The organism is Escherichia sp. 20412-1, from assembly GCF_003027595.1.
GTDB lineage: Bacteria > Pseudomonadota > Gammaproteobacteria > Enterobacterales > Enterobacteriaceae > Escherichia > Escherichia marmotae.
This window is the reverse complement of record NZ_PYQM01000042.1, coordinates 1-25,663: the sequence shown is the minus strand read 5'-3', so window position 1 is coordinate 25,663 and position 25,663 is coordinate 1. Positions and strand designations below refer to the sequence as shown.

The following is a 25,663-nucleotide window of genomic DNA, read 5'->3' as shown; positions in this document are numbered from 1 at the left end:
ATCTCATTTTCGCAGTTACTAATTAGTTATCTTTAATACAAGGGAAACAGGCCGCCGAAGCGGCCATTAATTACTTATATTTTTTTCAGCGCGGTAAGTATTTTCTCCGGTGTGAAATGCCATTCGCGTAGCCAGATGCCGCAGGCATCGTGAATTGCGGTGGCAATTGCTGGTGCTGCACCATTTACGCCAATTTCTGAGATCGATTTTGCTCCGAATGGACCGACTTTATCGTCGCTCGGCACCAACACGGCACGGAAATCACGCGGGATGTCACCAATTTTGGGAGCACCGTAGCTACGTAAATCACGTGTTAACGGGTGTCCTTCGGCGTCATAAATGATTTCTTCGCTCATACTGTGTCCGATAGCACGCAGGGTAGCTCCATAGATCTGTCCCAACGCTAACTCTGGGTTAACTGGCGTACCGCAATCCAGCAATGCGTAGAATTTGTCCAGGCGGATTTCACCGGTACGCGTGTTGACGGCAACTTCAGCAAAGTTTGCGCCATACGGAAAGGCGAAATCAGGCGTGATGTAGCAGGCTGTTCCCACCAGCGAACCAAAACCAGTACCGGTTTCGCCTTTATGGGCAATATCCCCGAAACTGACTTCGCCTTTCTTACCACGAACGACACCTGGCGTTGCCAGTTGGACATCTTCCAGTGGTTCATCAAGCAGTTGTGCGCCATGAAAGAGAATTTTCTCGCGCAGATTTTCTGCCGCCATACGCGCCGCGTTGCCTGAGAAGCAAGTACCAGACGAGGCATAAGCGCCTTTGTCAAACAATGCATGGTCAGTATCACCGGAGATAACATGCACATCCTGAGGTGGACAGTGCAGCACTTCTGCTGCCAGTTTTGTCACTACGGTATCCAGGCCGGTTCCGATATCAGCACCACCAGAATGGACAATAAAGGTGCCATCAGATTCCAGTTTGATCATGCAGTTAGCCTGATCGATATCCGGGATCCCCGATTTCTGCATGATAATGGCGACGCCACGACCTGTGCGCCAGTCACCTTCCTGTGATTTCGGTGAAGACCATTGGATCATTTCACGACCCTGACGCAGGATCTCTTCCAGTGCGCAACTGGCAGCAGAAGGAACGGAGGTTGGCGCTTTACCTTCACCAATCGCACCGAGGATCTTCAGCTCTTGCCCTTCATGTACCCGGTTACGTTCGATAATTTCCAGTTGATCAATCTGTAATTGTTCAGCAAGTTCTGCTAACGCCATGGTGATAGCAAAGTTACCTTTTGGCGCGCCATAGCCCTGATAAGCACCATTTGGACAAATGTTGCTGTAGTAGGTGGTGACCTGAAAATCGACGTTATCGCACGGGTACAGCGGCAACGACAGCGCCGGTCCGTTACACGGTACGGTGAGTGAGTGGTTGCCATAAGGGCCCGTATTGGCGCGGAAATCCATTTTCACTGCCGTCAGGCGACCATCTTTTTTTGCCCCCAGTTTGACAGTGACTTTCGCGACGTGACGAGAGGTGTTAGCAATAAACTCTTCTTCACGGGTGTAGTGGAACAGTACCGGACGCCCGGTCACACAGGTTGCCCAGGCGCACACTTCCTCCAGCAGGATGTCCTGTTTGGAGCCGAAACCGCCGCCCACGCGTTCTTTAATGACATGAACTTTATGCTGTTTCATACCAACGAGACGCGCTACCTGACGGCGCAGGTGCCACGGTACTTGGGTGGAGGCGTGGATCACCAGCCGATCGCCATCCATACGGGTAAAGCAGATATGTGTTTCAGTCGGGCATTGTTGTGCCTGAGTTGAATTATAGGTTCGCTCAATGATCACATCAGCATCAGCGAAGCCTTTGTCCATATCACCGATATGACCATGAATGCTGGCGGCAATATTTTTACGTGGGCGAGAACCGATAGGGAAGTTAATGATCATATGCTCGCCGCGCTGGGCCGCGTGGCTATTGTCTTCTTCCAGCGTCTCTGGCGCACCAGCGACATACACCACCGGTTCATCGTGAACGACAGGGGCATCTTCCGCCATTGCTTCGTCAATCGACATTACCGGTTTAAGCACTTCATATTCAACGTCAATGAGCTTCAGTGCTTCGAGCGCAATTTCTTCACTTTCGGCAACGATCGCAGCAACGCGATCGCCAACGTGACGCATTTTTTTGCCGAACATGCGACGGTCGAGCGGTGAAGGTTCTGGCGCGCTTTGACCACCAGGAGTGTAGTAAATATCCGGGCAGTTGAGATGAGTGATAACGTGAACGACGCCCGGTAAGGCTTCGGCTTTGCTGACATCCAGATGAGTAATCAGTGCGTGAGCATGTGGGCTGCGTAACATTTTAATGACGCAGGCGTCAGCCGTTACGCGGTCTTCAACATAGCAGGGTTTCGCCTGCACCATTTTAGCAGCATCGGTTTTGGGGTAGTGCTTGCCAATAACTTCAAGGTCGTTACGGAAAGTGGGGGCGATGTCAATCGTGGCACGCGGGTTATTTTTACGCGCAATAGCCAGTTCAATGACTTGATAGTATTGCTGCCAACCCGCATCGCGGCTGAACAGACCAGAAAGCGCGTCGTCGATCTCTTCGCGGGTTGGCTCGGCAATGCGATCGAGTAGATCGGTAATAATCAAAGATGCTGCCGGATCGTTATAACCGGACTGCACCACGCCAACATCAACCATTGCCTGTTGAACCAGGCTTAATTCGTTCCATTTGCCTAAGGATTCTGCGGTGCGAATGTTTGCTTTTTCTAACTGTGCTGCAATCAGCAAGGAGGCATTAACGATGTTGCCGTTAAAAAGAATCGCATCAGAACCGGCGAAACCGAAACCATCATCACTGTTGCGCACGGAGTGCATACCCATACCAAACAACAGCTTTTGCACGTTTTCGCCAGGGTTAACGGTTAGCCCCTGGGGTGCGCCATTTAAAGTAAAGTGGATGATCATACGGCTTCCTCCCCAGCCTGTTGGCAGTCGGCATAAAGGTCGGCCACCAGAACTCCCGTGATATAGCGTTTATACGCTACGCTCCCCCGCAAATCTTCCTGGGGGAAAATGGCGTTGGCGACGGCCTGTTCAAGTGCATTGCCTTCCAGGTTTTGTTTTTCGACATCGTGCAGGCGCAGGGCTTTACTGGCAACGCCATCCAGCGCAATTCGCAGTCCGTCGTGGTCAGTTAATGCAACGGCTGCAGTCACCACTGTTAACCCCGCCCGGGAACGGCTAATTTTACGGGTCGCACAGGTGCGATACGGATCTTTAATGATGATTTCGGTTAGCAGGCGATCGCCCGGATCGGCCAGATAGCTCTCAATCGACAACGTTTCGCCATTGCCAAAGACCAGTTCTGCATCCAGTGCTAACAGAACCGGAAGAAGAACGGACTCTTCCTGCCGGGCCGCTATTTCGCCGCCGATAGTCGACTGATTTCGTACATGACGAGAGTAGACAAAACCGAGAGCTTCACGCAGTGCCACTGGAATAAATCGCGCATCGCGCAGTGGTTGTAAGCGCGACATTGCGCCAATACGCAGTGCGCCGTTATCCCAGTCAATCCAGTCCAGTTCCAGATCCTGCAAGGAAATAGCAATTTTTTTATTGGTACGGGTTGGCGTGGCGTTGAGTTTGCTGCCCCCGGCAAACCAGACGGCTTCATCCTGGTAGCGGCGCTTCAGTTCCAGCGCCTGTTCTACAGAGTCGGGCCTGAAAAATTGTTCAATCATCTTCTTTCCTTATTTAACCCTCTTCCCTGAAGGAAGAGGGTATAGGTCATTTATGCCAGCGCATCCATCCGACGCCACATACTGGCGGCGGCTTTTCTGGCTTGCGCATAAATGGAATCGCAATCGAAGTTAAACTGACGATCTTCGTAGACCATCACGCCGTTAACCATCACGCTGTTAACGCTGCCTGAACCCATACCGAAGGCGATGTGGCCTGCAATATTGTCTGCCAGCAGCGGCGTTGGCGAGTTGTAATCGCAAATGGTTAAATCTGCTTTATAACCGGCTTCCAGAAGGCCAAATTTCGCACCAAAGTTGCGGCTCATCAGTTCGTTGCCGTTAGTCAGCGCTCTGGCAAAACTGTCTGGCCACAGTGGGCCACCAGAGTCACGATGTTTAAAGAAGGCGAATTTCATCTCTTCAAACATGTCTGAACCGATGCCGTCAGTTCCCAGTGCCAGATTGCGAATGTCGCTAAGATGATGGTTGTAACCAACATGGTTGTTCATGTTTGAACGGGCGTTATGTACCAGGAACGCGTCACGTTGGTTAAGCAGGGCAATATCCTCTTTCGACAGATACAGCCCATGAGCGACCAGCGTTTTGCTATCGATGAGATCGAATTGCGCCAGGCGTGCCAGCAGATCTTTTCCGTACCTGTGGTGACTGTAAGAAACGTCGTAAAGGTCTTCCGCAGCGTGTATGTGTAAACCACGGCCTGTGGCTTTCACTGCTTCGCGCAGCATTTCCAGACCAACATCTGGCACGGTAAACGGCGCGTGAGCACCGATATGCGCTTCTACCAGATACGGCTCGCTTGCCGCTTTCTTCGCGTCGTCAATCTGACGGGCGAAACGGATGTTTTCCTCTACCCCATCCTGCAACTCTTTAATACCGTTATTACGATCTGTTGTTTCAAAACAGGTCATCGCACGTAGACCAACTTTTAGAAATGCGTTGCGCAACGTCGAGAGCGATCCGCCGATATAAGCCGGAGAGGCATGGTGATCGATAACCGATGTACATCCGCTCTTAATCGCTTCCAGTGAACAAATCAGCCCGCTGTAATAGAGCGACTCTTCATCAAGGGCGCGATCGAGTCGCCACCAGAGATTTTTTAGCGTTGAGATGAAGTCCGGGCAGGGGGCAATATTCGCCATAATTCCGCGGGAAAGCCCCGAGTAAAAATGGTTGTGCGAGCATACGATCCCTGGCATCACAATCCGGCCATGCATCTCTTTGTAGCTGGCTTCAGGGTAGCGGTGTGTCAGGGCGTTGCCGATAGCGATAATGACATCATTTTCGATGGCGATATCGACGCCTTCCTGCACTTTCGCCGGGTGTAGCTGTACTGCAGTGACATTCTTAAGAATCAACATGATTACACCTCCACGCGGCCCAGCAGATAATGATGATGCTGGTGAATATGGCTGATAATGCGGCACATATCGTTCAGCTCTGGCGGTACGTTGTTGAACTGGCCTTCGCTATTAATGTTCAACACCCAGCTTTGGTTATTCAGACGTACGCTTACCCGATCATCTTCCACCAGGAAGCCAGGGTTGCTGCTGTTATCAAAGTCTTGCGACAGACTGAAGACGGTGATTTTGTCTTTGTACGGTTTACCGTTCCATGGACAGAACTGAGCACAGTTACCGCATTCGTTGCAGTAGGCATCAAGGTGCAGCGTCTGGAAACGGTTCTGGAAGCCAGGAAGCGCAATTGAGATGTTGGCGCGGTTCGGGCAGACATCCACACACTTGCTGCAAACGTAGTTACATTCAAGGCAGCGCGCGGATTCCTGAGCGACAAATGCGTCACGATCATCGCTGTTCACCAGGGTGACAGAGATGTCGCCTTTACGTTGGTAGATTTCTGCCGGGTTAACGTTGTTCCAGTATTTATCGCGCTGGTGGGAACGGATATTTTCCCGGCTAAGGATGGCATCGGCTGCCCGACGAGCGGTGCTGACAGCGGCAACGATTGAGGACGGCCCGCGTTGTACGTCACCGATCATAAAGACGTCAGTCAGACGGGTTTCGCCGTTATGGTCGACGTCAGGCCAGCCGTTTTTGTCCAGTGGCACACCCATCGCATTCAGGGCTTCGGTATCCTGCTGTTCGCCAATGGCAGTAATCAGGCTGTCTACATGCAGCGTTACCGTTTCGTTGGTTTCAACCGGACGGCGGCGACCTTTCTCATCAGGTTCGCCAAGTGACATGACGCGCAATGTTAAGGTGCCATCAGCATCGAAACGTTGCGGATTGTTCAGGAAACGGAACTCCACGCCATCGTGCAACGCTTCTTCATACTCTTCGCGCCACGCGGGCATCTCTTGCAGTGAACGACGGTAAACCACAGTTGCTTTTTCTACGCCCGGAACGCGTAACGCTGCTCGCGCGCAGTCCATTGCGGTGTTGCCCGCACCGACAACCACTACATGTTTGCCAAGGTTGAGCGCCGTACCTTTATTGTACTCGCGCAGGAAGGGGAGTGATTTCCAGATATTCTGGTTGTCGCCTGCCAGTTTCACACCGCTGTTTTTATCGGTGCCGGTAGCAATCAGAACGTAGTGGTAGCCCTGATTCTTTAACTGCTCGACGGTCAGTTCCGGTGAGCAGCCATACTCAAATTTCACACCGTGATCGGCAACAAAATCGATATCGTGCTGAATTAACTCTGCCGGAATACGGAACTGAGGAATGATATTTTTCACCACGCCGCCTGCGTTGGCTTCGCGTTCAAATAACGTAACCGGATGACCCGCTCTGGCAAGGAAGTAACCGGCAGCCAGACCTGCTGGACCCGCGCCAATCACGGCAACCGGATGGCGTGAACCGGAACCGGCAGGTTTGTGCCAGCGTTGCTTATACTCATCCCAGCCTTTTTCCAGGGCGACTTTTTTCAGTTCGCGGATATTCAGTGCGCTGTCGTAATCGAGGCGGGTACAGTTGTACTGGCACTGATGATCGCAAATGTGGCCGGTAATGGCGGGCAGCGCATTACGTTGGTAGATGAGTTCCAGCGCATCGGCATAGCGATGTTCGCCCAACAGTCGAATGTATTCCGGAATATCTTGTTTGATGGCACAGGCAGTGACACATGGAGCAACGTAGCAATCGGTCAGCGGTAGATCTTCTGCCACTTCAATACGCTCTTCTGGCTTCCAGTGTTTTTGAGTGTATTCCATGGTTAATGCATCTGCTGCCAGCTTGCTCAGTCGTTCAACGTCAACGTGGTTAAGCCCCCAGGCGTCTGACCCTTCCAGTTCGCGCATACAGGCGCTTAAACGCAGATAGCCGCCAGGTTTCAGCAGGTCGGTTGCCATAGTGATCGGGCGAATACCGGTATCGAAAATATCGCGGATCGTCAGTTGGCTCGCACCACCGGAGTAAGAAATTGGCAGTTTGCCGTCAAAGGCACGAGACAGAACGGCTGCAACATTGATAGAAAGTGGAAACAGCGCACGACCCGACATATACATCTCTTCACCAGGCAGTGCGCCTTTATTGTTGATAGTGCCGAGGGTGTTAGTCAGTTTGACGCCAAAGCCGAGTGATTTCTCTTTTGCCAGCGCCATCAGGCGTTCCAGCATTTCCAGTGCCTGCACCAGCTTGAGGTCATGATCAAATGATTCTTCTTTTAAGCCGATGTAATCGAAGCCGCAGCCATCGAGAATCTCGCGAACACGAGCGTAACCTAATAAAGTTGGGTTGAGTTTTACAAAGGTATTCAGCTCTTTTTCTTCCAGCATGTAGCGGCAAATGGCTTCGATTTCATGCGGAGGGCAACCGTGCATGGTGGAGAGAGTAACGCCTTGTACCATGCTGGTGGGGATGCGTGCCGGTAATGCCTGTAAATGTTCGCGTTTATCCTGCAAATCGTGACGAGCCAAAAACGCGTCATCCTGAAGCAGTTTATTAAGCGTATCGCGGTATTGAGCGAATTTCGGATGGTCAGATGCGTCCATCATATTATCGATGAACTGCTGCATTGGCGGCTGCTTAATACCGTCGAGGTTGTAACCGACGCTCATATTAAAGATGAACGACTTGCCTGATTCTGAAGGCTGGAACAGGGCTTCAAGCAGATGCAAGGCAAACCAGGCTTTAAGGTATTCATCCCACGCTTTAAGCAGAGTGAATTCGGTAGACCATTCGGTGTTAAAACACTCGTCTTCGGCATCGATACAGGGTTTTTCCAGCTCCAGACGGTCAAGAATTTGTACAGTTTTTAGTTCGATGAATCGTCCGCCGGTCAGCCAGGAGGTGACGATGTTTTGTGCGAGCTGTGTGTGCGGTCCGGCGGCTGGGCCGACGGGGGTAGCACAGGTTTCACCGAAGACGCTAACAGATTTACCTTTTACGGGTGAGTAAAACTGTTGTTCGGGAATACCAAAGATTGAGCGTTGTTGTTGGTACTCATCAAATATGCGCGTCAAAAGTTCCTCAAACGGAATGGGACGCATAATATCCCCCATAACCCTCTCCTTAGCTTATACTGATATCATTGAGTGACCGGTATTGATAAATCCGGTGGTTTAAGGGGATAGAGCAACAATCGCACCACTCTTGCCCGGTTTGCCCGGAAATATAAAAAAATGTGAAGCACCTCGAAACTTAATGGTTTTTTGTGAATGATCTCACAGGTGCCAAATGAGAATTAAAATCACTCCTTAACGTTATTATTCTTATGGCTTTTATCATCTTTTCTCATTTCTCAAAAACAGTGGTTCCTTATCATTATGATAAAGGAGTGGAGGGTGGGTTAAATATTTGAACGCAATCGTTTAGCTTGATTTTCTAAAATTAAGTATGCCATTTTTGCGCATTAATAAAGTCATCCGGAGTATCAATATCTAAAATTATTTCTTCATTTTCCATCTCGACGGAATAATGTTCACCCATGCGTAATGCCTGACGCATATTGATTACATTGGGGCGTTGTATTGCCTGCATCAGGCTCGATTTTGAGATTAAAATGGGATGGCCAGGGATACCATTGTGTAGCGGGAGTATTGCGCCGCTGTTACGTAACTGCCAGATTTTTAGGAAAATATCTCTATTTAGAGTTGGCATGTCACCATGGGTAATAAAGCAATGCTCTGTTTGCACTTCGTGGGCCGCTGCCTTCACCGAGGTCAGTAAACCCTGCTCATAATCTGGATTATAAATAAGAGTAATATTGGCAGTATGTGCGTAGCGATGATGCAGTTCATTGGCGCGAAAACCTGTGACTAAAATAATTCGGCTACAAAACTGCAACGCATTTTTGATACTTGCATCAAGAATTGTTCCTTGCTGCCAGGGTAACATCATTTTCCATTGTCCCATTCTTGATGATAATCCGGCAGCGGTAATTATACAGTCGATAGCTGGCATAGTCGTTCCATTATTTATATTGGGTAATAACGTCTGGGGATTACGTTACTTCCTGGTTAATGAATTTGTGGGGTTAATTTATCCCTGAGAGGACTATAAAGATTTGTGAAAAGTATAATTGACCCATCAGCGTTATTCATTGACTTAGACGTGCAGAAACGTCCTGCTGTGATTTCAGTTGTTGGCGCAGGGGGGAAAACCAGTCTGCTTTTTTGGCTGGCAGAGGTACTCCGGGCTAGTGGCAGACGTGTGTTAATTACTACGACTACGCATATGTTTATGCCAGTTTCTCATTGGCCTGTAGTTTTTTGCCGTGATCCTGCAACACTTCCTCATGCGTCTCTCACATCTCCCATTTTATTTTGTTTTCATCGTTGGAAAGCGATACAGGGGAAAGCACAGGGATTTTCGCCAGATGCCATTGATGCACTGGCGCAACGGTCGGAATGTGACGTAATTCTCATTGAGGCTGATGGCTCGCGTGGAATGCCGTTAAAAGCGCCGGATGAGCACGAACCTTGCATACCACGAAGCAGTTGTTGCGTGATTGCTGTGATGGGGGGGCATGTTTTAGGCGCAAAAGTTGGCGCGGAAAATGTCCATCGCTGGCCGCAGTTTGCCGACATTACTGGCCTGACGCCGGGGGCGACCTTGCAACTTAGCGATCTTGTTGCCCTGGTTCGCCATCCGCAAGGTGCGTTTAAAAACGTGCCATCAGGGTGTCGGCGGGTCTGGTTTATTAACCGTTTTTCTCAATGTGAGAATGCGATTGCGCAAAGCGAACTACTCAAACCACTGCAACACCACGACGTAGAGGCAATCTGGCTGGGCGATATACAAGAGTATCCTGCAATCGCGCGCAGATTTGTGAATTAGCGACCTGGGTATTCCGGGTTACTGAAAGGATATCGATTGAGGTTGGTATGAATATTTTCACAGAGGCTGCAAAACTCGAAGATCAAAATTGTCCGTTTGCTATGGCGCAAATTGTGGATAGCCGAGGCTCTACTCCCCGCCATTCTGCACAAATGTTAGTGCGTGCCGATGGTTCCATCGTTGGTACGATTGGTGGAGGAATGGTTGAGCGTAAGGTGATTGAAGAGTCGCTACAGGCATTGCAGGAACGTAAGCCGCGATTATTTCATGGACGAATGGCCCGTAACGGCGCGGATGCCGTCGGGTCAGACTGTGGAGGCGCAATGTCAGTGTTTATCAGCGTGCATGGTATGCGGCCACGTCTGGTGTTGATCGGCGCGGGGCATGTTAACCGGGCGATTGCCCAGAGTGCTGCGCTATTAGGGTTTGATATTGCTGTTGCCGATATTTATCGCGAAAGCCTCAATCCTGAACTTTTCCCACCAGCAACCACGCTTCTACATGCCGATTCGTTTGGTGCAGCGGTAGAGGCGCTGGAAATTCGACCTGATAATTTTGTTCTCATTGCCACGAATAATCAGGATCGTGAAGCTCTCGATAAACTTATTGAACAGCCCATTGCATGGTTGGGGTTACTGGCAAGTCGCCGCAAGGTTCAGCTTTTCCTGCGTCAATTGCGTGAGAAAGGCGTGGCTGAAGAGCATATTGCCCGTTTACATGCACCGGTTGGTTATAACATTGGTGCGGAAACGCCGCAGGAGATCGCCATCAGCGTGTTGGCAGAAATATTACAGGTGAAAAATAACGCGCCGGGCGGGTTGATGATGAAACCTTCGCATCCTTCCGGGCATCAACTGGTGGTGATTCGTGGCGCGGGAGACATTGCCAGTGGAGTGGCGTTACGTCTGTATCATGCGGGTTTTAAAGTGATCATGCTGGAAGTTGAAAAGCCGACGGTGATTCGTTGTACCGTAGCGTTTGCCCAGGCCGTGTTCGACGGTGAAATGACAGTTGAAGGTGTTACTGCTCATTTGGCTTCGACCCCTGCGGAGGCGATGAAACTGACTGAGCGAGGATATATCCCGGTAATGGTGGACCCTTCCTGTTCGCTGCTTGATGAACTGAAACCGCTGTGCGTGGTAGATGCCATTCTGGCGAAACAGAATTTGGGTACGCGTGTGGACATGGCACCGGTAATAATTGCGCTCGGGCCTGGTTTTACCGCAGGAAAAGATTGCCATGCGGTTATTGAAACAAACCGTGGGCACTGGCTGGGACAGGTGATCTACTCCGGTTGTGCGCAGGAGAATACCGGTGTTCCAGGTAATATTATGGGGCATACCACCCGGCGGGTTATTCGCGCTCCGGCGGCGGGTATCATGCGCTCGAATGTGAAATTAGGCGATCTGGTAGAAGAGGGTGATGTTATTGCCTGTGTTGGCGATCATGAAATTAAAGCGCCGTTGGCTGGTATGGTGAGAGGCTTGCTGAACGATGGGCTGGCTGTCGTCGGCGGTTTTAAAATCGGTGATATCGACCCTCGTGGCGAAACGGCTGATTTCACCAGCGTTTCTGATAAAGCCCGGGCGATTGGTGGTGGTGTACTTGAGGCGTTAATGATGTTGATGCACCAGGGCGTTAAAGCGACGAAAGAAGTACTGGAAGTGGCTTAAATGAAAACGGCCGGATGGCATCACCACCCGGCCTTTAACTTACTGGCAAATCACCGTTCCGGTTTTACCTTCAATCCCTTCTTTCGCTTTGCTTAACACGGTAATCAGCGCTTCGCGGCCTGCGCGAGAGCGAGCAAATGACGCGGCGGCTTCCACTTTCGGCAGCATCGAACCTTTAGCAAAATGCCCCTCATCAATAAAGCGTTCTGCATCGGCCAATGACAGGCGGTCGAGCCACTGTTCATTCTCTTTACCAAAATTAATTGCTACTTTCTCTACCGCAGTAAGAATGATCAGCATATCGGCATCGATCATTTCTGCTAAACGGGCGCTGGCCCAGTCTTTATCGATAACCGCGCTGGCACCGCGCAGATGGTTACCTTCACGAATCACCGGAATACCGCCACCGCCAACGGTGATTACGACCTGGCCGGCATCTACCAGAGCTTTTACCGTCTCTTTTTCAATAATATCAACTGGTTTTGGCGAAGCGACGACACGACGATAGCCACGACCCGCATCTTCTTTCAGGGGGTAACCCTGTTTTGTCAGTTGTTCTGCTTCCTGCTCGGTAAAGAATGAGCCGATCGGTTTGGTCGGATTGAGGAATGCCGGATCGTTAGCGTCGACTTCAACTTGGGTAACCAGCGTTGCAACGGGTTTATTAATGCCACGAGAAAGCAGTTCTTCCCGTAAGGCGTTTTGCAGATCGTAACCAATATATCCCTGGCTTAAGGCGACACAGACAGACATCGGCAGCATAGGCGAATGCGCTTCCGTTTTTGCGGCGGCTTCGAATGCCTGGTTAATCATGCCCACCTGTGGCTCATTACCATGAGTGACGATAACTTCATGCCCCTGGGCAATTAAATCAACAATTGCCTGAGACGTAATTTTTACCGCTTTCATTTGTCCGGCCAGATCATCGCCCAGCGCATTCCCGCCCAGGGCGAGAACAATTTTCTTACTCATTTTTCCTCACTCATCATTCTTGATTGTGTATAGATCCCTGGCAGTGGTTAGAACACGGGAGGGACAAACGGTTTGCGTCGCAGGAAACGTCCCCGTCCGGCTTTGCCTGTAAAGGTGCCGTCACAGAAAATCGTTTCACCACGGGATAGGGTTCTGACAATTGCACCCTGGCAGGTAAAGCCCTCCCAGGGCGAGTAGTCAGCATTGTCGTGGAGATGGCGATGCTGAATTTGCTGGCTCTGATGTGGATCTATAATCACTACGTCACCATCTGAACCGGGCGCTAATGTTCCTTTTTGTGGCCACAGGCCAAACAGTCTGGCGGGCATTGCACTGGTTAATTCAACAAAACGCTCCGGTGTGATACGTCCGGTCATTACGCCGCTGGAGAACAGCAACTGCATACGATTCTCCACACCGGGAAGGCCATTTGGGCAACGGCTGAAATCACCTTTGGAAATCTGCTGGCGCTGGGCCATTGAGAAGGTGCAGTGATCGGTCGCCACCACGTCAATCGCGCCATCGCTGATGCCGCACCACAGCTTGTCCTGCTCGCGAACGTTGCGCAGCGGTGGGCTAAGAATAAATTTCATGCCGTCTTCTGCGTCATAACTACGTTCGTCCAGCAGAAGATATTGCGGGCAGGTTTCCACCCAGACTGGCTGGCGGTTCGCGCGGGCAAGGCGCAGATAATCCAGGCCTAATCCGTTAGACAGGTGGACGATATAGAGCGGTACGTTACCGGCAAGTTTTGCCAGGTTGATCATTCGGGCGATGGCTTCCGCTTCGCACTCCAGCGGTCGACTCAATGCGTGATAGCGCGGCGCGGTTAGCCCGGCAGCGATAAACTCCGCCCGCTTACTGGCGATAGCAGCATCATTTTCCGGGTGTACGGTGGTTAGCGCGCCGGACTCATGCAAACGGCGTAACGCCTGTAACACTTCGTCATCGTTGAGTTTGTATTGATAGGTTAAATAGAGTTTAAAACTAGTCAGCCCTTCTTCGACCATCATCGGAATTTCATCGAGGATAGCGTGATTGATATGCTGGATAACACCGTGAAAGCTGTAGTCGATGACCGCTTTATGGGCGGCATAACCACGATAAACTTCCAGTTGATGGCGTAACCGGCAGCCGTTTGGGCCAAATCCCATATGGTCAATAATGGTTGTTGTACCGCCACACGCAGCCGCGCGGGTGCCGGTAAAAAAATCATCACAACTGCGCGCAATGCCGACATCAATATTAAAATGCGTATGGACATCCACGCCGCCTGGGAAAACGTAACAGCCAGTGGCATCAATTTCTTCATAAGGGAGCTGCGGCGAAATATCGTTACCTAACTGGCGAACAATCCCGCTTTCAATCAGCAAATCCTGCTTTGCTTGCCCATCAGCGTTAACAACAGTGCCGTTTTTGATCAATACACGCATAGCAAACTCCAGAAACCCTCCGGCGAACCGGAGGGGAATAAGTGATGAATAATTATTCGGTTGCCAGCCAGCTTAATGGGATTGCCGCATACATAGCGGCACAGGTTACCAGGTGAGATTTCCAGGTTTTTTCGTTTGGCGCGTGCGCTTCAGGTTCTTTACCGGGGCCAAAGCCGATAACCGGAATACCGTGACGGCCCATGATGGAGACGCCGTTAGTTGAGAATGTCCACTTATCAACGACCGGTGCTTTGCCGAACAGCCCTTCGTAGGCATTCACCAGCGCTTTAACGGTGAAGTGATCTTCTTCTACTTTCCAGGTCGGGAAGTAGCATTCGGTTGGGTAAACCAGACCAGTCCAGGACGGACGGTCGTAGTTGTACATAGAAACGACTGCGTTGGCTTTCTGTACCGCAGGCAGCGCGCGGATTTCATCCAGTGCACCTTCCCATGTTTCGCCCCAGGTCAGACGACGGTCAATAGAAACTGCGCAACTGTCTGCGACAGCGCAACGACTTGGGGAGGTAAAGAAGATTTCGGAAACGGTCAGCGTACCTTTACCGAGAAATTCGTCATAGCCCAGACGTTGGGACAGTTCTTGTAATTCGCCAAGAATTGGGCCCATTTTGAAAATGGCGTTATCTCCGCGTTCTGGTGCAGAACCGTGGCAGCTAACACCCTGAACATCAACACGGATTTCCATACGACCGCGTTGACCACGGTAGACCTGGCAGTCGGTCGGTTCAGTACTGACCACAAATTCCGGACGAATACCGGATTGTTCAATAATGTACTGCCAGCACAGACCGTCGCAGTCTTCTTCCTGCACTGTCCCCGTTACCAGCAGGGTGTATTCATCTTCCAGCCCCAGATCTTTGATGATTTTACCGGCATAAACCATAGACGCCATGCCGCCTTCCTGGTCAGAAGTACCGCGACCGCCGATCAGTTCATCAGTTTCCATACCTTCGTACGGGTCGAATTCCCAGTTTTTGATGTTGCCAATACCGACGGTGTCGATGTGAGCATCCATTGCAACCAGACGCGGGCCGTGGCCGATATAACCGAGAACGTTGCCCATCGGGTCGATTTCAACTTTATCGAAACCTACTTTTTCCATCTCTTCTTTAATACGATGCACTACGCGTTTTTCATCGCAACTTTCGCTGGGAATCGCAACCATATCGCGCAGGAAGCGGGTCATGTCTGCCTGGTAATCTTTTGCTTTTTCAAGAATCAGTTTGAATGGAATATTCTTAGCCATTATTTTTCTCCAGATTTTTGACTCCCCGTTTGGCGGGGGAGCTATTTCCAATAGGGTGATTATGGTGCTACAGAGTGTTTGCCTTCCCAGACAACTTCGCGGTAGTGCTTCACGTCAGTGTCGCCTTCAGTGCTGATAACCAGCACCACGGCATCTTTGTTCAGCGCCAGTTTTTCCATCAGACTTTGACGTTGCGGGTGATAATGAACAGCCGCAAGAACGCCTAAACCGACAGCGCCAGATTCACCGGAGATGATGCGCGGATCGTTGCCGTAGGGATTACCCAGCACGCGCATACCTAATGCGGCAACGCTGTCCTGGCAGGAGATGAATTGGGTGGCACAGTTACGTAAGATTTCCCAACCCAGCGGATTCGGTTCGCCGCAGGCCAGGCCCGCCATGATGGTGGCCATATCGCCGCCAACGTTAACGATGTCGCCTTTGACGCCAGAGCGATAAATACAGTCAGCTTTGTCAGGTTCAACAATGATGCTGTGCAGATTTTGAGGACTATAGACATCCACCAGATATCCCAGCACGCCGCCGGCCATTGCGCCGACGCCAGCCTGCAGCAGGACGTGAGTTGGCGTAACGCCCATTTCACGCATTTGCTCAACAGCCTCATCCGCTAATGTGGCGTAGCCCTGCATGATCCAGGTTGGGATTTTGGTATAGCCTTCCCAGGCGGTATCTTGTACGACTTCCCAGCCGTGTTGCTGAGCGTGTTGCATAGTCAGGCGGACGGTATCGTCATAATTCATGTCGGTGACGATGCACTCGGCGCCGAGGTTCAGAATGGCGTCTACACGCTCCTGAGCAGAACCTTTCGGCATGTAAATCACCGCGTTTTGACCGAGTTGTTGAGCAGCCCAGGCAACACCGCGCCCGTGGTTGCCGTCGGTGGTGGTGGCGAAGGTCATCTTTTCGCCAATGGCATTTTTCAGATGCTCAAATGACAGTGTTTCGATATCCAGATGATATTTTTCGCACAGTAACTGAGCGATAGCGTACGCACCGCCGAGCATTTTGAAGGCGTTCAGACCGAAGCGTTTTGATTCGTCCTTAACGAGAATTTTCTTTACACCAAAAAGAGTTGCGAGATCGTCCAGCGCACAAAGCGGTGTTGGGCGATAGCCAGCAATTTTCTGGTGAAACTGGCGCGCCAGTTTTGCCTGGTTTTGCGAAAAGAGCGGTGATGTTTCGCCGTTGAAAAATTTGTTATCGACGATATCAACCTTCAATGAGAAAACGGACATATCCTATCCTTTTGGCCTCTGGAAATAGAGAGCCGACCTGCCGATCGGCTCGAGGGGTTATTTCACGCGTTCTTGCGCTTCTTTCAGCAGTTGTTCGAGCAGTGCACCAGGTTTGGAATATTTACGGGAAAGGATCATCGCGGCGATGATATAGGGTTTCCAACTGGCTTCTTTGCAGGTAGCGATACGGTATTTTTCGAATACGCCTTCCGTGACTTCACCTTCTTTGCAGGATACGCCGCTAATATCGGCTGGCAGACAGTGCATATACAGGGCTTCACCGTCGCGGGTGAGTTCCATCATCTCTTCAGTGCAATGCCAGTCTTTATGTTGCGCGTTCTGTGCCAGGCACTGTTTTTCCAGTGCTTTTAAGCCTTCGTGATCGTTCGCGCGCAGCAGTTCAGTTCGCTCTTCCATCACTTTATAAGGTGCCCATGACTTCGGATAAACGATGTCTGCGTCTTTGAATGCTTCTTCCATGCTGGTGACCTGACGGAAGCTACCGCCGGATGCTTTAGCGTTGTTTTTAGCCACTTCAACGACATCCGGAATCAGGTCATAGCCTTCCGGATGAGCCAGGGTGACATCCATACCGAAGCGAGTCATCAGGCCGATAATGCCTTGCGGTACAGAGAGCGGTTTACCGTAGCTTGGGGAATACGCCCAGGTCATGGCGATTTTTTTACCTTTCAGGTTTTCCAGTGAACCAAAGTGTTCACGTAACCATGCCAGGTCGGCCATAGACTGAGTCGGGTGGTCGATATCGCATTGCAGGTTAACTAAAGCCGGACGCTGCGGCAGTACGCCCTGTTTGTAGCCGTCGTCAAGCGCGGCTCCCACTTCACGCATATAGGCGTTGCCTGCCCCCAGATACATATCGTCACGAATACCGATAGCATCGGCACAGAAGGAGATCATATTGGCCGTTTCACGAACGGTTTCGCCGTGCGCAATTTGTGATTTACCTTCATCAAGATCTTGCTGCGCCAGGCCGAGCAGATTAAGCGCGGAAGCATAAGAAAAACGGGTGCGGGTAGAGTTGTCGCGGAATACGGAAATACCTAATCCACTATTAAAGACTTTGGTCGAGATGTTTTCAGCACGCAGTGCTTTTAACGCTGCGGCAACGTCCAGTACTTGTTTCAGTTCATCTGGCGTCTGTTCCCACGTTAACAAAAAATCTTTCTCGTGAAGGTGAGAGGTCAGCGAATTGATATCCTTAATCAGCTCATTAACAGTTTTCATCATAAAGTCCCGATAGTGGAATGACAGGCAAAGTGGTTTATTTCACTGTGACATGCCAATGTGATTGGTGTTTTCACAGCTATACCAGGAACTAACAATAAACATGCCAGAATTATCTGCATGGTTATGAAATGCTAATTTAACGAATAATGTGTGGGTTTTATCACAAATTATTGATGTACTATGGAACATCAAAATATACGGAAACGATTGGCTTTTTTTATGCAGTTATTTATTTGCTGCTAAGCATCAGAAATAAGATAAAGAGGCAGGTAAATCGTCGTCAGTTTGATAAATGCACTCCCGTAATTCTCATATTGATATAGAAATGTGATATTACTTCCATAATTTCATTAGAAAATGATAAAAATCCTATGTTTTTAGCAAAGCTATATTTGTCTGAGTTAATATCGTCATGACCTGTGAACCATCAACGTCTTCAATGATCGACTTTTAAGTGATTCTGGAAGGTAAAGCTATGGAGCTTGTTTCTACGCAGTCAGTATTGATGCAAATTCAACCAACAATTCAGCGTTTTGCCAGAATGCTAGCCAGCGTTTTGCAGCTTGAGGTTGAGATCGTTGATGAAAACTTGTGCCGCGTCGCTGGAACTGGCGCATATGGGAAATTTCTTGGTCGCCAGTTGAGTGGCAACTCGCGCTTGCTCCGCTATGTCCTCGAAACCAAAACCGAAAAGGTTGTGACACAATCTCGCTTCGATCCCCTTTGTGAAGGTTGCGACAGTAAAGAGAGTTGTCGTGAAAAGGCATTTCTGGGCACGCCTGTTATTCTACAGGAACGCTGTGTCGGGGTAATAAGTTTGATTGCTGTTACTCATGAGCAACAAGAACATATCACTGATAATTTACGCGAATTTTCAGATTACGTTCGCCATATATCGACAATTTTTGTTTCAAAGCTTCTGGAAGATCAGGGGCCAGGAGATAATATAAGTAAAATATTCGCTACCATGATTGATAATATGGATCAGGGAGTATTAGTTATTGATGAAGACAATCGTGTTCAGTTTGTTAACCAGACTGCATTAAAAACTCTCGGTGTTGCTCAAAATAATATGGTTGGGAAACCTGTTCGTTTCAGGCCATTAACATTTGAGAGTAATTTTACTCATGGCCATATGCAGCATATCGTTTCGTGGGATGATAAAAGTGAATTGATAATTGGTCAGTTGCATAACATACAGGGCCGACAGTTATTTTTAATGGCATTTCACCAATCTCATACCAGTTTTTCCGTGGCGAATGCCTCTGATGAACCGCATATTGAACAATTAGTTGGCGAATGCCGGGTTATGCGGCAATTAAAACGACTCATTAGCCGTATTGCGCCTAGCCCATCCAGTGTTATGGTCGTTGGTGAAAGTGGCACCGGGAAAGAAGTGGTGGCTCGCGCAATCCATAAGCTGAGTGGACGGCGGAACAAACCATTTATTGCTATCAACTGTGCGGCGATTCCGGAGCAGCTTCTGGAGAGTGAGCTGTTCGGTTATGTTAAAGGCGCATTTACTGGCGCTTCAGCCAACGGCAAAATAGGGTTGATTCAGGCGGCGAATACAGGCACGTTGTTTCTTGATGAAATTGGCGATATGCCATTGATGTTGCAGGCTAAATTACTGCGAGCTATTGAGGCGCGTGAAATCCTGCCGATTGGTGCCAGTAGTCCAATACAGGTCGACATCCGCATCATTTCTGCAACCAACCAGAATTTAGCCCAGTTCATTGCCGAAGGTAAATTTCGCGAAGATCTCTTCTACCGACTCAATGTCATTCCTTTAACTTTGCCACCGCTGCGTGAACGTCAGGAAGATATTGAACTGCTGGTGCATTACTTTTTACATCTACATACCCGTCGTTTGGGATCGGTTTACCCAGGTATTGCTCCCGATGTTGTGGAGTTACTGCGTAAGCATTATTGGCCAGGGAACCTGCGAGAGTTAAGCAATCTGATGGAATATCTGGTCAACGTTGTTCCTTCTGGTGAAGTCATTGACAGCACGCTTTTGCCACCCAATCTGGTAAATAACGGTGCGATGGAGCAAAGTGAGATGCCAGAAGCTTGCGAGGCACATTTGGCACTTGATGATACTGGCGGCACGGCGCTGGAGGAGATGGAAAAACAGATGATACGCGAGGCGCTTTCACGTCATAACAGCAAGAAGCAAGTCGCTGATGAACTGGGTATCGGCATTGCTACCCTCTATCGTAAGATTAAAAAATATGAGTTGTTAAGCGTGTAACCACGGTAAATCCGGCCTGAATTCAGGCCGGATTTCGTTTTACTTCGTTTCTTCGCAGTCCAGTACTGTATTCACAATCATCTGATAACCGGTGCAGCGACAGAGATTTCCCGCCAGGCCACGACGAATCTCCGTAATGGTTAATGGTTTCTCTCGTGGTTTCGCCAGCATTGCAGTGGTGGCCATAATCAACCCTGGCGTACAAAAGCCACACTGCACTGCGCCGGATTTCGCATAAGCCTGTTGAACATGAGAAAGTTTGCCACCTTTTGCTTCACCTTCCAGCGTGCGGATCTCTTTTCCTTCAGCCCATGCGGCCAGGTATAAACAACTGTCGATTGCCGTTCCGTCAACCAGTACTGTACAGGCACCGCATTCGCCAACGCAGCAACCTTGCTTGACACTAAGCAGTCCTTGTTCGCGGAGCATCTCCGAAAGTGGCATTCCTGGTGCGGCGTGAAGCTGAAAAGGCATACCGTTAATGACACATTCAATGATAATACTTTTGCTGTGATTCATTGCAATGTTCCCCCCGCCGCGGCGACGGCTTCGCTAATGACTTTTTTGGTCATCGTCTGGATGAGATGCAGACGAAACTCTTTACTTGCACGCCAGGAAGAACGCGGGGCGACATCCTGTAGGACTGATTCGCTAATAGCTTCCAGCGTTTGCTGAGTTAATGGCGCGTTTTGTGCAGCCTGTTCAGCATGTTGGCAGCGAATCGGCGTTGGTGCGGCAACACCAAATGCCAGGCGTAATTCACTGAAATTGCCGTTGTCCAGGCGGCAATGAGCAGCGCAACCGATGGTTGAAATATCCATCGCGTCGCGCATGGCATATTTAAAATGCGCACTACCTGCATGTTCTTTCGGTTGCGGTGGGAAATGAAATGCGACAAGGATTTCATCATGCTCAAGGGAAACCTTGCCCGGCCCGGTATGAAAGCCGTTAATCGGGACGAAGCGAACACCGCGCGGGGAGTGGATCTCCAACTTCGCGTCATATATCAGTGTTGGCGTGGCTGAGTCTGCGCTGGTGGCACCGTTGCAAATATTTCCACCGTAGGTCGCGACGTTACGGATCTGCGGCCCGGCAATTGACGAAGCCGCAGCACATAACGCCGGGAGATGACGCTGGGTTAATAGATTTTCAATTAACTGGGTAAAGGTCGTCGCGGAACCGATTCGTAGCGCGCCATCTTCCGCCAGCGTAATCCCCCGAAGCTCTGCCAGATTGTGGATATCAACAATATGACGGTAACGGTCATTGTGATGGTGGAGCTGAATCAGCACGTCAGTGCCACCGGCGAGCAGTTTGGCCTGCGGATTGTGAGTCAGCAGGTTGATGGCATCGGCAAGGGTGGTTGCGCGATGGTAAGATGCAAAATCAAACATGATGTTATCCTCAAATCAATCCTGCCAGATGGAACTCTTCGTATAACCGTTTTGGCGTCAGCGGCAGGGTATTGATTGCAACACCGGTAGCCATTTTCACCGCGTTACGAATCGCAGCGGCGACAGGAATTATTGGCGGCTCACCCAGTGACTTATGTCCGTATGCGGATTGTGGTTCATTGATTTCGACAAACGCGCTTTCCAGTTGTGGCAGATCCGGCATGGTCGGCATTTTGTAATCCAGCAGATTGGGGTTACGTACCACACCACTTTTCGCATCGATAATCATCTCTTCAAATAACGCCCAGCCAATGCCCATTCCCATTCCGCCGTGTACCTGACCTTCAGCCAGCAGCGGGTTAAGAATATGGCCCGAATCATGGACGTTGAGGATGCGATTGATGGTCACTTTACACAGCGCAATATCAACCGTCAGATCAACAAAAGTACAGCCAAATGCCGGTGGGTTAGTGGTGGTTTTGATCGAGCTTTCAGCAGAAAGTTGCCCGCCGCGCTCAGGATGATAAAAAGCATCCATCGCCAGATCTTTTAACGACAGCAATGGCTCTTCCGGCCTTTTAACCAGCGCGATATGGCCTTTTATCAGTGTCAGATTCATCGCTGACTGATGTAGCATTACAGCGGCATGAGCGATGATTTTCTCTTTCAATAGCAATGCAGCACTGCGTAACGCAGGCGCGGCAACATAGCTCTGGCGTGAAGCAAACGCACCTGGATCGAATGGCGTAATATCGGTATCTTGTGTCGAAATCACGCGGACATCGCTGACCGGAACCCCCACGGTTTCAGCCACCATTTGCGAGAACACAGTGTCGGCACCCTGACCGATTTCCGTAGCGCCGCTTTGCACGTTGATAGTTCCATCCTGATTCATCAACAAGCGTGCGCCCGCGATTTCTACACCAACAGGCCAGGTGTTAGAGGTGTAGCTAAAACAGGCAACGCCAACGCCGCGGCGCAAATTGCCTTGCAGGTTCTGGCACTCTGCACGTCGTTTTTCCCATTCAAAGATTTCCCGCCCTTTTTCCAGACACTCAGGTAATCCGGCACTGTAAATGCGTTTTCCAGTGAGTGGATTTGCATCGCCTTCACGGGCGGCATTACGTAAACGAATTTCTACCGGGTCAAGATCTAACGCGGTAGCGGCGTCATCCAGCATTGATTCGACGGCAAAAACGACTTGTGGTGCGCCATAACCACGCATTGCGCCAGCCGAGGGTAGATTGGTATAGCAGGTCTTTGAGCTGTAAGCGTAGGCGCAACGAGGATAAAGATACGCGACTTTGTTACCACCTGCGGAAGCAATGGAATGGCCGTGAGAGGCATAAGCACCCGTGTTGGACAGAACATCCAGACTATAGCCTTTCAGCGTACCATCGTGGTTAACCCCCATTTTCCCGTCAATGGTAAAAGCGTGGCGGGTACGGGTCGCCAGGAAACACTCTTCACGACTAAGGGAAACTTTCACCGGAATACCGCCGAGCTTGCTGGTCAGGAATGCCGCCATTGGCTCCTCCAGCACATCTTGTTTATTACCAAAACCTCCACCGACAAACGGTTTGATTACCCGCACGCATGACCAGGGAATATCCAACGCCTGACCGACAACGCGGCGAACAATGTGCGGGATCTGCGTACTGGAGACGATGGTAATTCGCGCGTCATCCTCCATCCACGCCAGCGATGTCACACTTTCCATGTGGCAATGTTGAATGACGGGGGTCTGATAGTGTCCCTGCACCTGGTAATCGGCGGCATCGATTGTTTGCTGGACATTGCCCGTAGACATCGTGCTTTGCTTAAGCAAATTACCGCGGCTGTGAATTTTAGCGGCGTCTTCTGCAAGTGCCGCTTCTGGTGTGGTGATAACGGGTAATTCTTGCCACTCAATACTGACTAATTGCGCTGCTTTTTCTGCTGTGAGTTCATCTCGGGCCACGACGATGGCAACGGCATCACCATGATGGCGAACATGGCGAGTTAACAGTGCGCGATCGGCGGTATCGCGTTTATTTTCGTCAAGTGTCCAGGCATGCCCTGCCGTGGCGAATGGGATATCCGGTACATCTTCCCAGGTAAAAATAGCCAGTACGCCAGGCAGACTTCTGGCTTGTTCATCATTAATACTTACGGCATAACCATGTGCGATAGGACTACGTACATATTTCGCGTAACACATGCCCGCCATAACATAATCGTCAGTATATCGTGCCCGCCCGGTAACCTTAGCAATGGCATCTACGCGCATACATGATTCACCTGTAGCGGTTGCTTCCCGCGCTTCCATAGAAATCCCCTTGATTTGAACATTTGGTTCTTATGGCAATGATTTAGTCTTTGAAGGCAAGAATTACGCCAGAAACGACTATAAGCATGAGGGGAGGGGGGAAGTGTGATGTTGTTAATAAAACGCCAGGGATGATGTGGTTTTTATCAGCAAAGCAAGAGAGGGCTGTGTATCAATATGAGTGTGATAAAAATCATTGTGATAAATGAATATTAGGAGGCAGTCAGGATGCTTTCTTTTTCGTTATGATGTACTAATGGTGGTTATCCTATCCTAATAGATTCATTAACAATTCTTGATTTGTACATCCATTTTCCGAGCAATGGATTGGGTATCTGACAGGTGACTGCTATGATATAGCGTCTTGTTTTTTGAGCGAGGAAAGATTTTGAGCGCAGGACGCCCGAATAAAAAAATGCTGGGTATCGTGATGCTGTTATCGGCTGGACTGCTTCTGGCGGGCTGTTCGGGTAGCAAATCATCAGACACAGGAACGTATTCCGGCTCCGTTTACACCGTGAAACGGGGGGATACGCTTTATCGTATTTCACGCACCACGGGAACAAGCGTAAAAGAACTTGCCCGGCTCAACGGCATTTCTCCCCCCTATACCATCGAAGTAGGCCAAAAGTTGAAACTTGGTGGGGCAAAAAGCAACCGCAGTTCGCGGAAATATACCGCCAAATCAACGACGAAAACAGCGTCAGTAACGCCGCCGCCAGTGGTTCCGAAATCTTCATGGCCACCTGTTGGACAACGTTGCTGGTTATGGCCAACGAGTGGAAAAGTTATCATGCCTTACTCAATGGCAGATGGCGGCAATAAAGGGATTGATATTGCTGCAGCGCGCGGGACGCCAATATACGCAGCCGGTGCCGGTAAGGTGGTGTATGTCGGTAACCAATTACGCGGCTACGGTAATCTCATCATGATTAAACACAGTGAAGATTACATCACAGCCTACGCTCATAACGACACGATGCTGGTAAACAATGGGCAAAGCGTTAAGGCTGGGCAAAAGATAGCGACGATGGGCAGTACTGATGCAGAATCCGTGCGGTTACATTTCCAGATTCGTTACCGTGCTACAGCAATTGATCCTTTGCGCTACTTGCCGCCACAGGGCAGCAAACCAAAGTGTTGATGGTGAATTAATCAGCAGTCAGTAGCAAGACACTTGCTAAGAAGAGCGTAAGGTTTATAATGCCTTACGCATCTCAAAGCGGGCGTAGTTCAATGGTAGAACGAGAGCTTCCCAAGCTCTATACGAGGGTTCGATTCCCTTCGCCCGCTCCAGAATCTCCCCAGGTGGAGAAGACTAAAAAAGTCTTCTCTGTCAGCAACTTAAACAGTTACCTATTTAATTTGCTTAGGAGTTCTACCATTGTGATCCGCCCTTAGTAACTGTCACGTTAAGTTACACGGTGAGATGACAGTATAACCTAACGTTGGCGGCAGTTGCACCTCTCACACCGCGATAGCACAACGTGAAGATAAAGCCCATCCTGGCATTGTAATGTCATCGACAGACTGAACACACGCATTTAAGCCCGATGTGCGGCCTTGTGGCTGCGTAAACAGGTTTATGGTGATATTGGTCCTTGCAAACCATATGCAAGCTCTATCAGCGTTTCAGCCACGCTCCCAACGGGTACACGGTTATCCTGATAAGGTGTGATCTTTCTGACAATCTGATGAAGTCGCCTAACGGCTCCGCTTGTTGCTGTATCACCAACGGGGCTTTATGGTTTCTATTGTTAGACTAGCCCCCAGAATCTCCAGACAACCAATATCACTTAAATAAGTGATAGTCTTAATACTAGTTTTTAGACTAGTCATTGGAGAACAGATGATTGATGTCTTAGGACCGGAGAAACGCAGAC

At 49.9% G+C, this 25,663-nt stretch carries 17 protein-coding genes and 1 tRNA gene; 5 read left to right on the top strand and 13 right to left on the bottom strand.

The annotated features are described in order from the left end of the window. Positions 1 to 74: 74 nt before the first annotated feature. From C7B16_RS20085 to mocA, 5 genes are all read right to left on the bottom strand, one after another. On the bottom strand, positions 75 to 2,945 hold the full coding sequence (locus tag C7B16_RS20085) for a molybdopterin-dependent oxidoreductase Mo/Fe-S-binding subunit (protein WP_107180062.1): 2,871 nt from the start codon (positions 2,943 to 2,945) through the stop codon (positions 75 to 77). Then, positions 2,942 to 3,721, bottom strand: coding sequence for a molybdopterin-dependent oxidoreductase FAD-binding subunit (ygfM, locus tag C7B16_RS20080; protein ID WP_000572480.1), 780 nt, complete (start codon positions 3,719 to 3,721; stop codon positions 2,942 to 2,944). The genes C7B16_RS20085 and ygfM overlap by 4 nt, the downstream gene beginning before the upstream one ends. A gap of 50 nt (positions 3,722 to 3,771) precedes the next feature. Then, the gene (gene ssnA, locus C7B16_RS20075; protein WP_000906234.1) at positions 3,772 to 5,100 is read right to left on the bottom strand and encodes a putative aminohydrolase SsnA; all 1,329 of its coding nucleotides are present in this window, start codon (positions 5,098 to 5,100) and stop codon (positions 3,772 to 3,774) included. Positions 5,101 to 5,102: 2 nt separating this feature from the next. Continuing rightward, complete coding sequence (gene ygfK / locus C7B16_RS20070) at positions 5,103 to 8,201, bottom strand: putative selenate reductase subunit YgfK (protein WP_107180061.1); 3,099 nt, start codon at positions 8,199 to 8,201, stop codon at positions 5,103 to 5,105. Positions 8,202 to 8,529: 328 nt separating this feature from the next. Continuing rightward, positions 8,530 to 9,102 (bottom strand): molybdenum cofactor cytidylyltransferase, encoded by a 573-nt coding sequence (gene mocA / locus C7B16_RS20065; protein WP_001110887.1) that lies wholly within the window; start codon positions 9,100 to 9,102, stop codon positions 8,530 to 8,532. A 105-nt stretch (positions 9,103 to 9,207) separates the two neighbouring features. Between mocA and yqeC the strand changes: the two genes are divergently transcribed. Together yqeC and yqeB are read left to right on the top strand one after the other, a co-directional pair. Further along, entirely contained in the window at positions 9,208 to 9,978 is a 771-nt protein-coding gene (yqeC, locus tag C7B16_RS20060; protein WP_010378585.1) for a selenium cofactor biosynthesis protein YqeC, read from the top strand. 47 nt (positions 9,979 to 10,025) lie between these two features. Continuing rightward, positions 10,026 to 11,651 (top strand): selenium-dependent molybdenum cofactor biosynthesis protein YqeB, encoded by a 1,626-nt coding sequence (gene yqeB, locus C7B16_RS20055; RefSeq protein WP_107180060.1) that lies wholly within the window; start codon positions 10,026 to 10,028, stop codon positions 11,649 to 11,651. A gap of 39 nt (positions 11,652 to 11,690) precedes the next feature. Here yqeB and arcC read toward each other — a convergent pair whose 3' ends face one another. Genes arcC through ygeW form a run of 5 tightly spaced genes read right to left on the bottom strand, consistent with a single transcriptional unit; the run spans position 11,691 to position 17,821 of the window. Further along, positions 11,691 to 12,623, bottom strand: coding sequence for a carbamate kinase (gene arcC / locus C7B16_RS20050; protein ID WP_107180059.1), 933 nt, complete (start codon positions 12,621 to 12,623; stop codon positions 11,691 to 11,693). Positions 12,624 to 12,670: 47 nt separating this feature from the next. After that, positions 12,671 to 14,056, bottom strand: a complete 1,386-nt coding sequence (gene hyuA, locus C7B16_RS20045; RefSeq protein ID WP_016249156.1) for a D-phenylhydantoinase — start codon at positions 14,054 to 14,056, stop codon at positions 12,671 to 12,673. Positions 14,057 to 14,108: 52 nt separating this feature from the next. Then, a complete protein-coding gene (locus C7B16_RS20040; protein ID WP_001107131.1) occupies positions 14,109 to 15,320 on the bottom strand; it encodes a YgeY family selenium metabolism-linked hydrolase in 1,212 nt (403 codons plus the stop codon). A 59-nt stretch (positions 15,321 to 15,379) separates the two neighbouring features. Beyond that, entirely contained in the window at positions 15,380 to 16,576 is a 1,197-nt protein-coding gene (gene dpaL / locus C7B16_RS20035; RefSeq protein ID WP_000110506.1) for a diaminopropionate ammonia-lyase, read from the bottom strand. A 57-nt stretch (positions 16,577 to 16,633) separates the two neighbouring features. Further along, positions 16,634 to 17,821: a knotted carbamoyltransferase YgeW gene (gene ygeW / locus C7B16_RS20030; RefSeq protein WP_143192614.1), complete on the bottom strand. Its 1,188-nt coding sequence runs from the start codon at positions 17,819 to 17,821 to the stop codon at positions 16,634 to 16,636. 478 nt (positions 17,822 to 18,299) lie between these two features. Between ygeW and C7B16_RS20025 the strand changes: the two genes are divergently transcribed. Then, complete coding sequence (locus C7B16_RS20025) at positions 18,300 to 20,078, top strand: sigma-54 interaction domain-containing protein (RefSeq protein WP_000424613.1); 1,779 nt, start codon at positions 18,300 to 18,302, stop codon at positions 20,076 to 20,078. 39 nt (positions 20,079 to 20,117) lie between these two features. Here the strand turns inward: C7B16_RS20025 and xdhC are convergent, their stop codons facing one another. Genes xdhC through xdhA form a run of 3 tightly spaced genes read right to left on the bottom strand, consistent with a single transcriptional unit; the run spans position 20,118 to position 23,780 of the window. Then, the gene (gene xdhC / locus C7B16_RS20020; RefSeq protein WP_085449209.1) at positions 20,118 to 20,597 is read right to left on the bottom strand and encodes a xanthine dehydrogenase iron sulfur-binding subunit XdhC; all 480 of its coding nucleotides are present in this window, start codon (positions 20,595 to 20,597) and stop codon (positions 20,118 to 20,120) included. Further along, positions 20,594 to 21,472 (bottom strand): xanthine dehydrogenase FAD-binding subunit XdhB, encoded by an 879-nt coding sequence (gene xdhB / locus C7B16_RS20015; RefSeq protein WP_001517012.1) that lies wholly within the window; start codon positions 21,470 to 21,472, stop codon positions 20,594 to 20,596. Before xdhB ends, xdhC begins: the two co-directional genes overlap by 4 nt. Before the next feature lie 10 nt (positions 21,473 to 21,482). After that, on the bottom strand, positions 21,483 to 23,780 hold the full coding sequence (gene xdhA, locus C7B16_RS20010; RefSeq protein WP_000388122.1) for a xanthine dehydrogenase molybdenum-binding subunit XdhA: 2,298 nt from the start codon (positions 23,778 to 23,780) through the stop codon (positions 21,483 to 21,485). Positions 23,781 to 24,168: 388 nt separating this feature from the next. On the opposite strand from xdhA, the gene actS reads away from it, so the two are divergent. After that, complete coding sequence (gene actS, locus C7B16_RS20005; RefSeq protein WP_001517011.1) at positions 24,169 to 24,924, top strand: amidase activator ActS; 756 nt, start codon at positions 24,169 to 24,171, stop codon at positions 24,922 to 24,924. A gap of 78 nt (positions 24,925 to 25,002) precedes the next feature. Further along, a tRNA-Gly gene (locus C7B16_RS20000) sits at positions 25,003 to 25,076 on the top strand. The last annotated feature ends 587 nt before the right edge of the window (positions 25,077 to 25,663 follow it).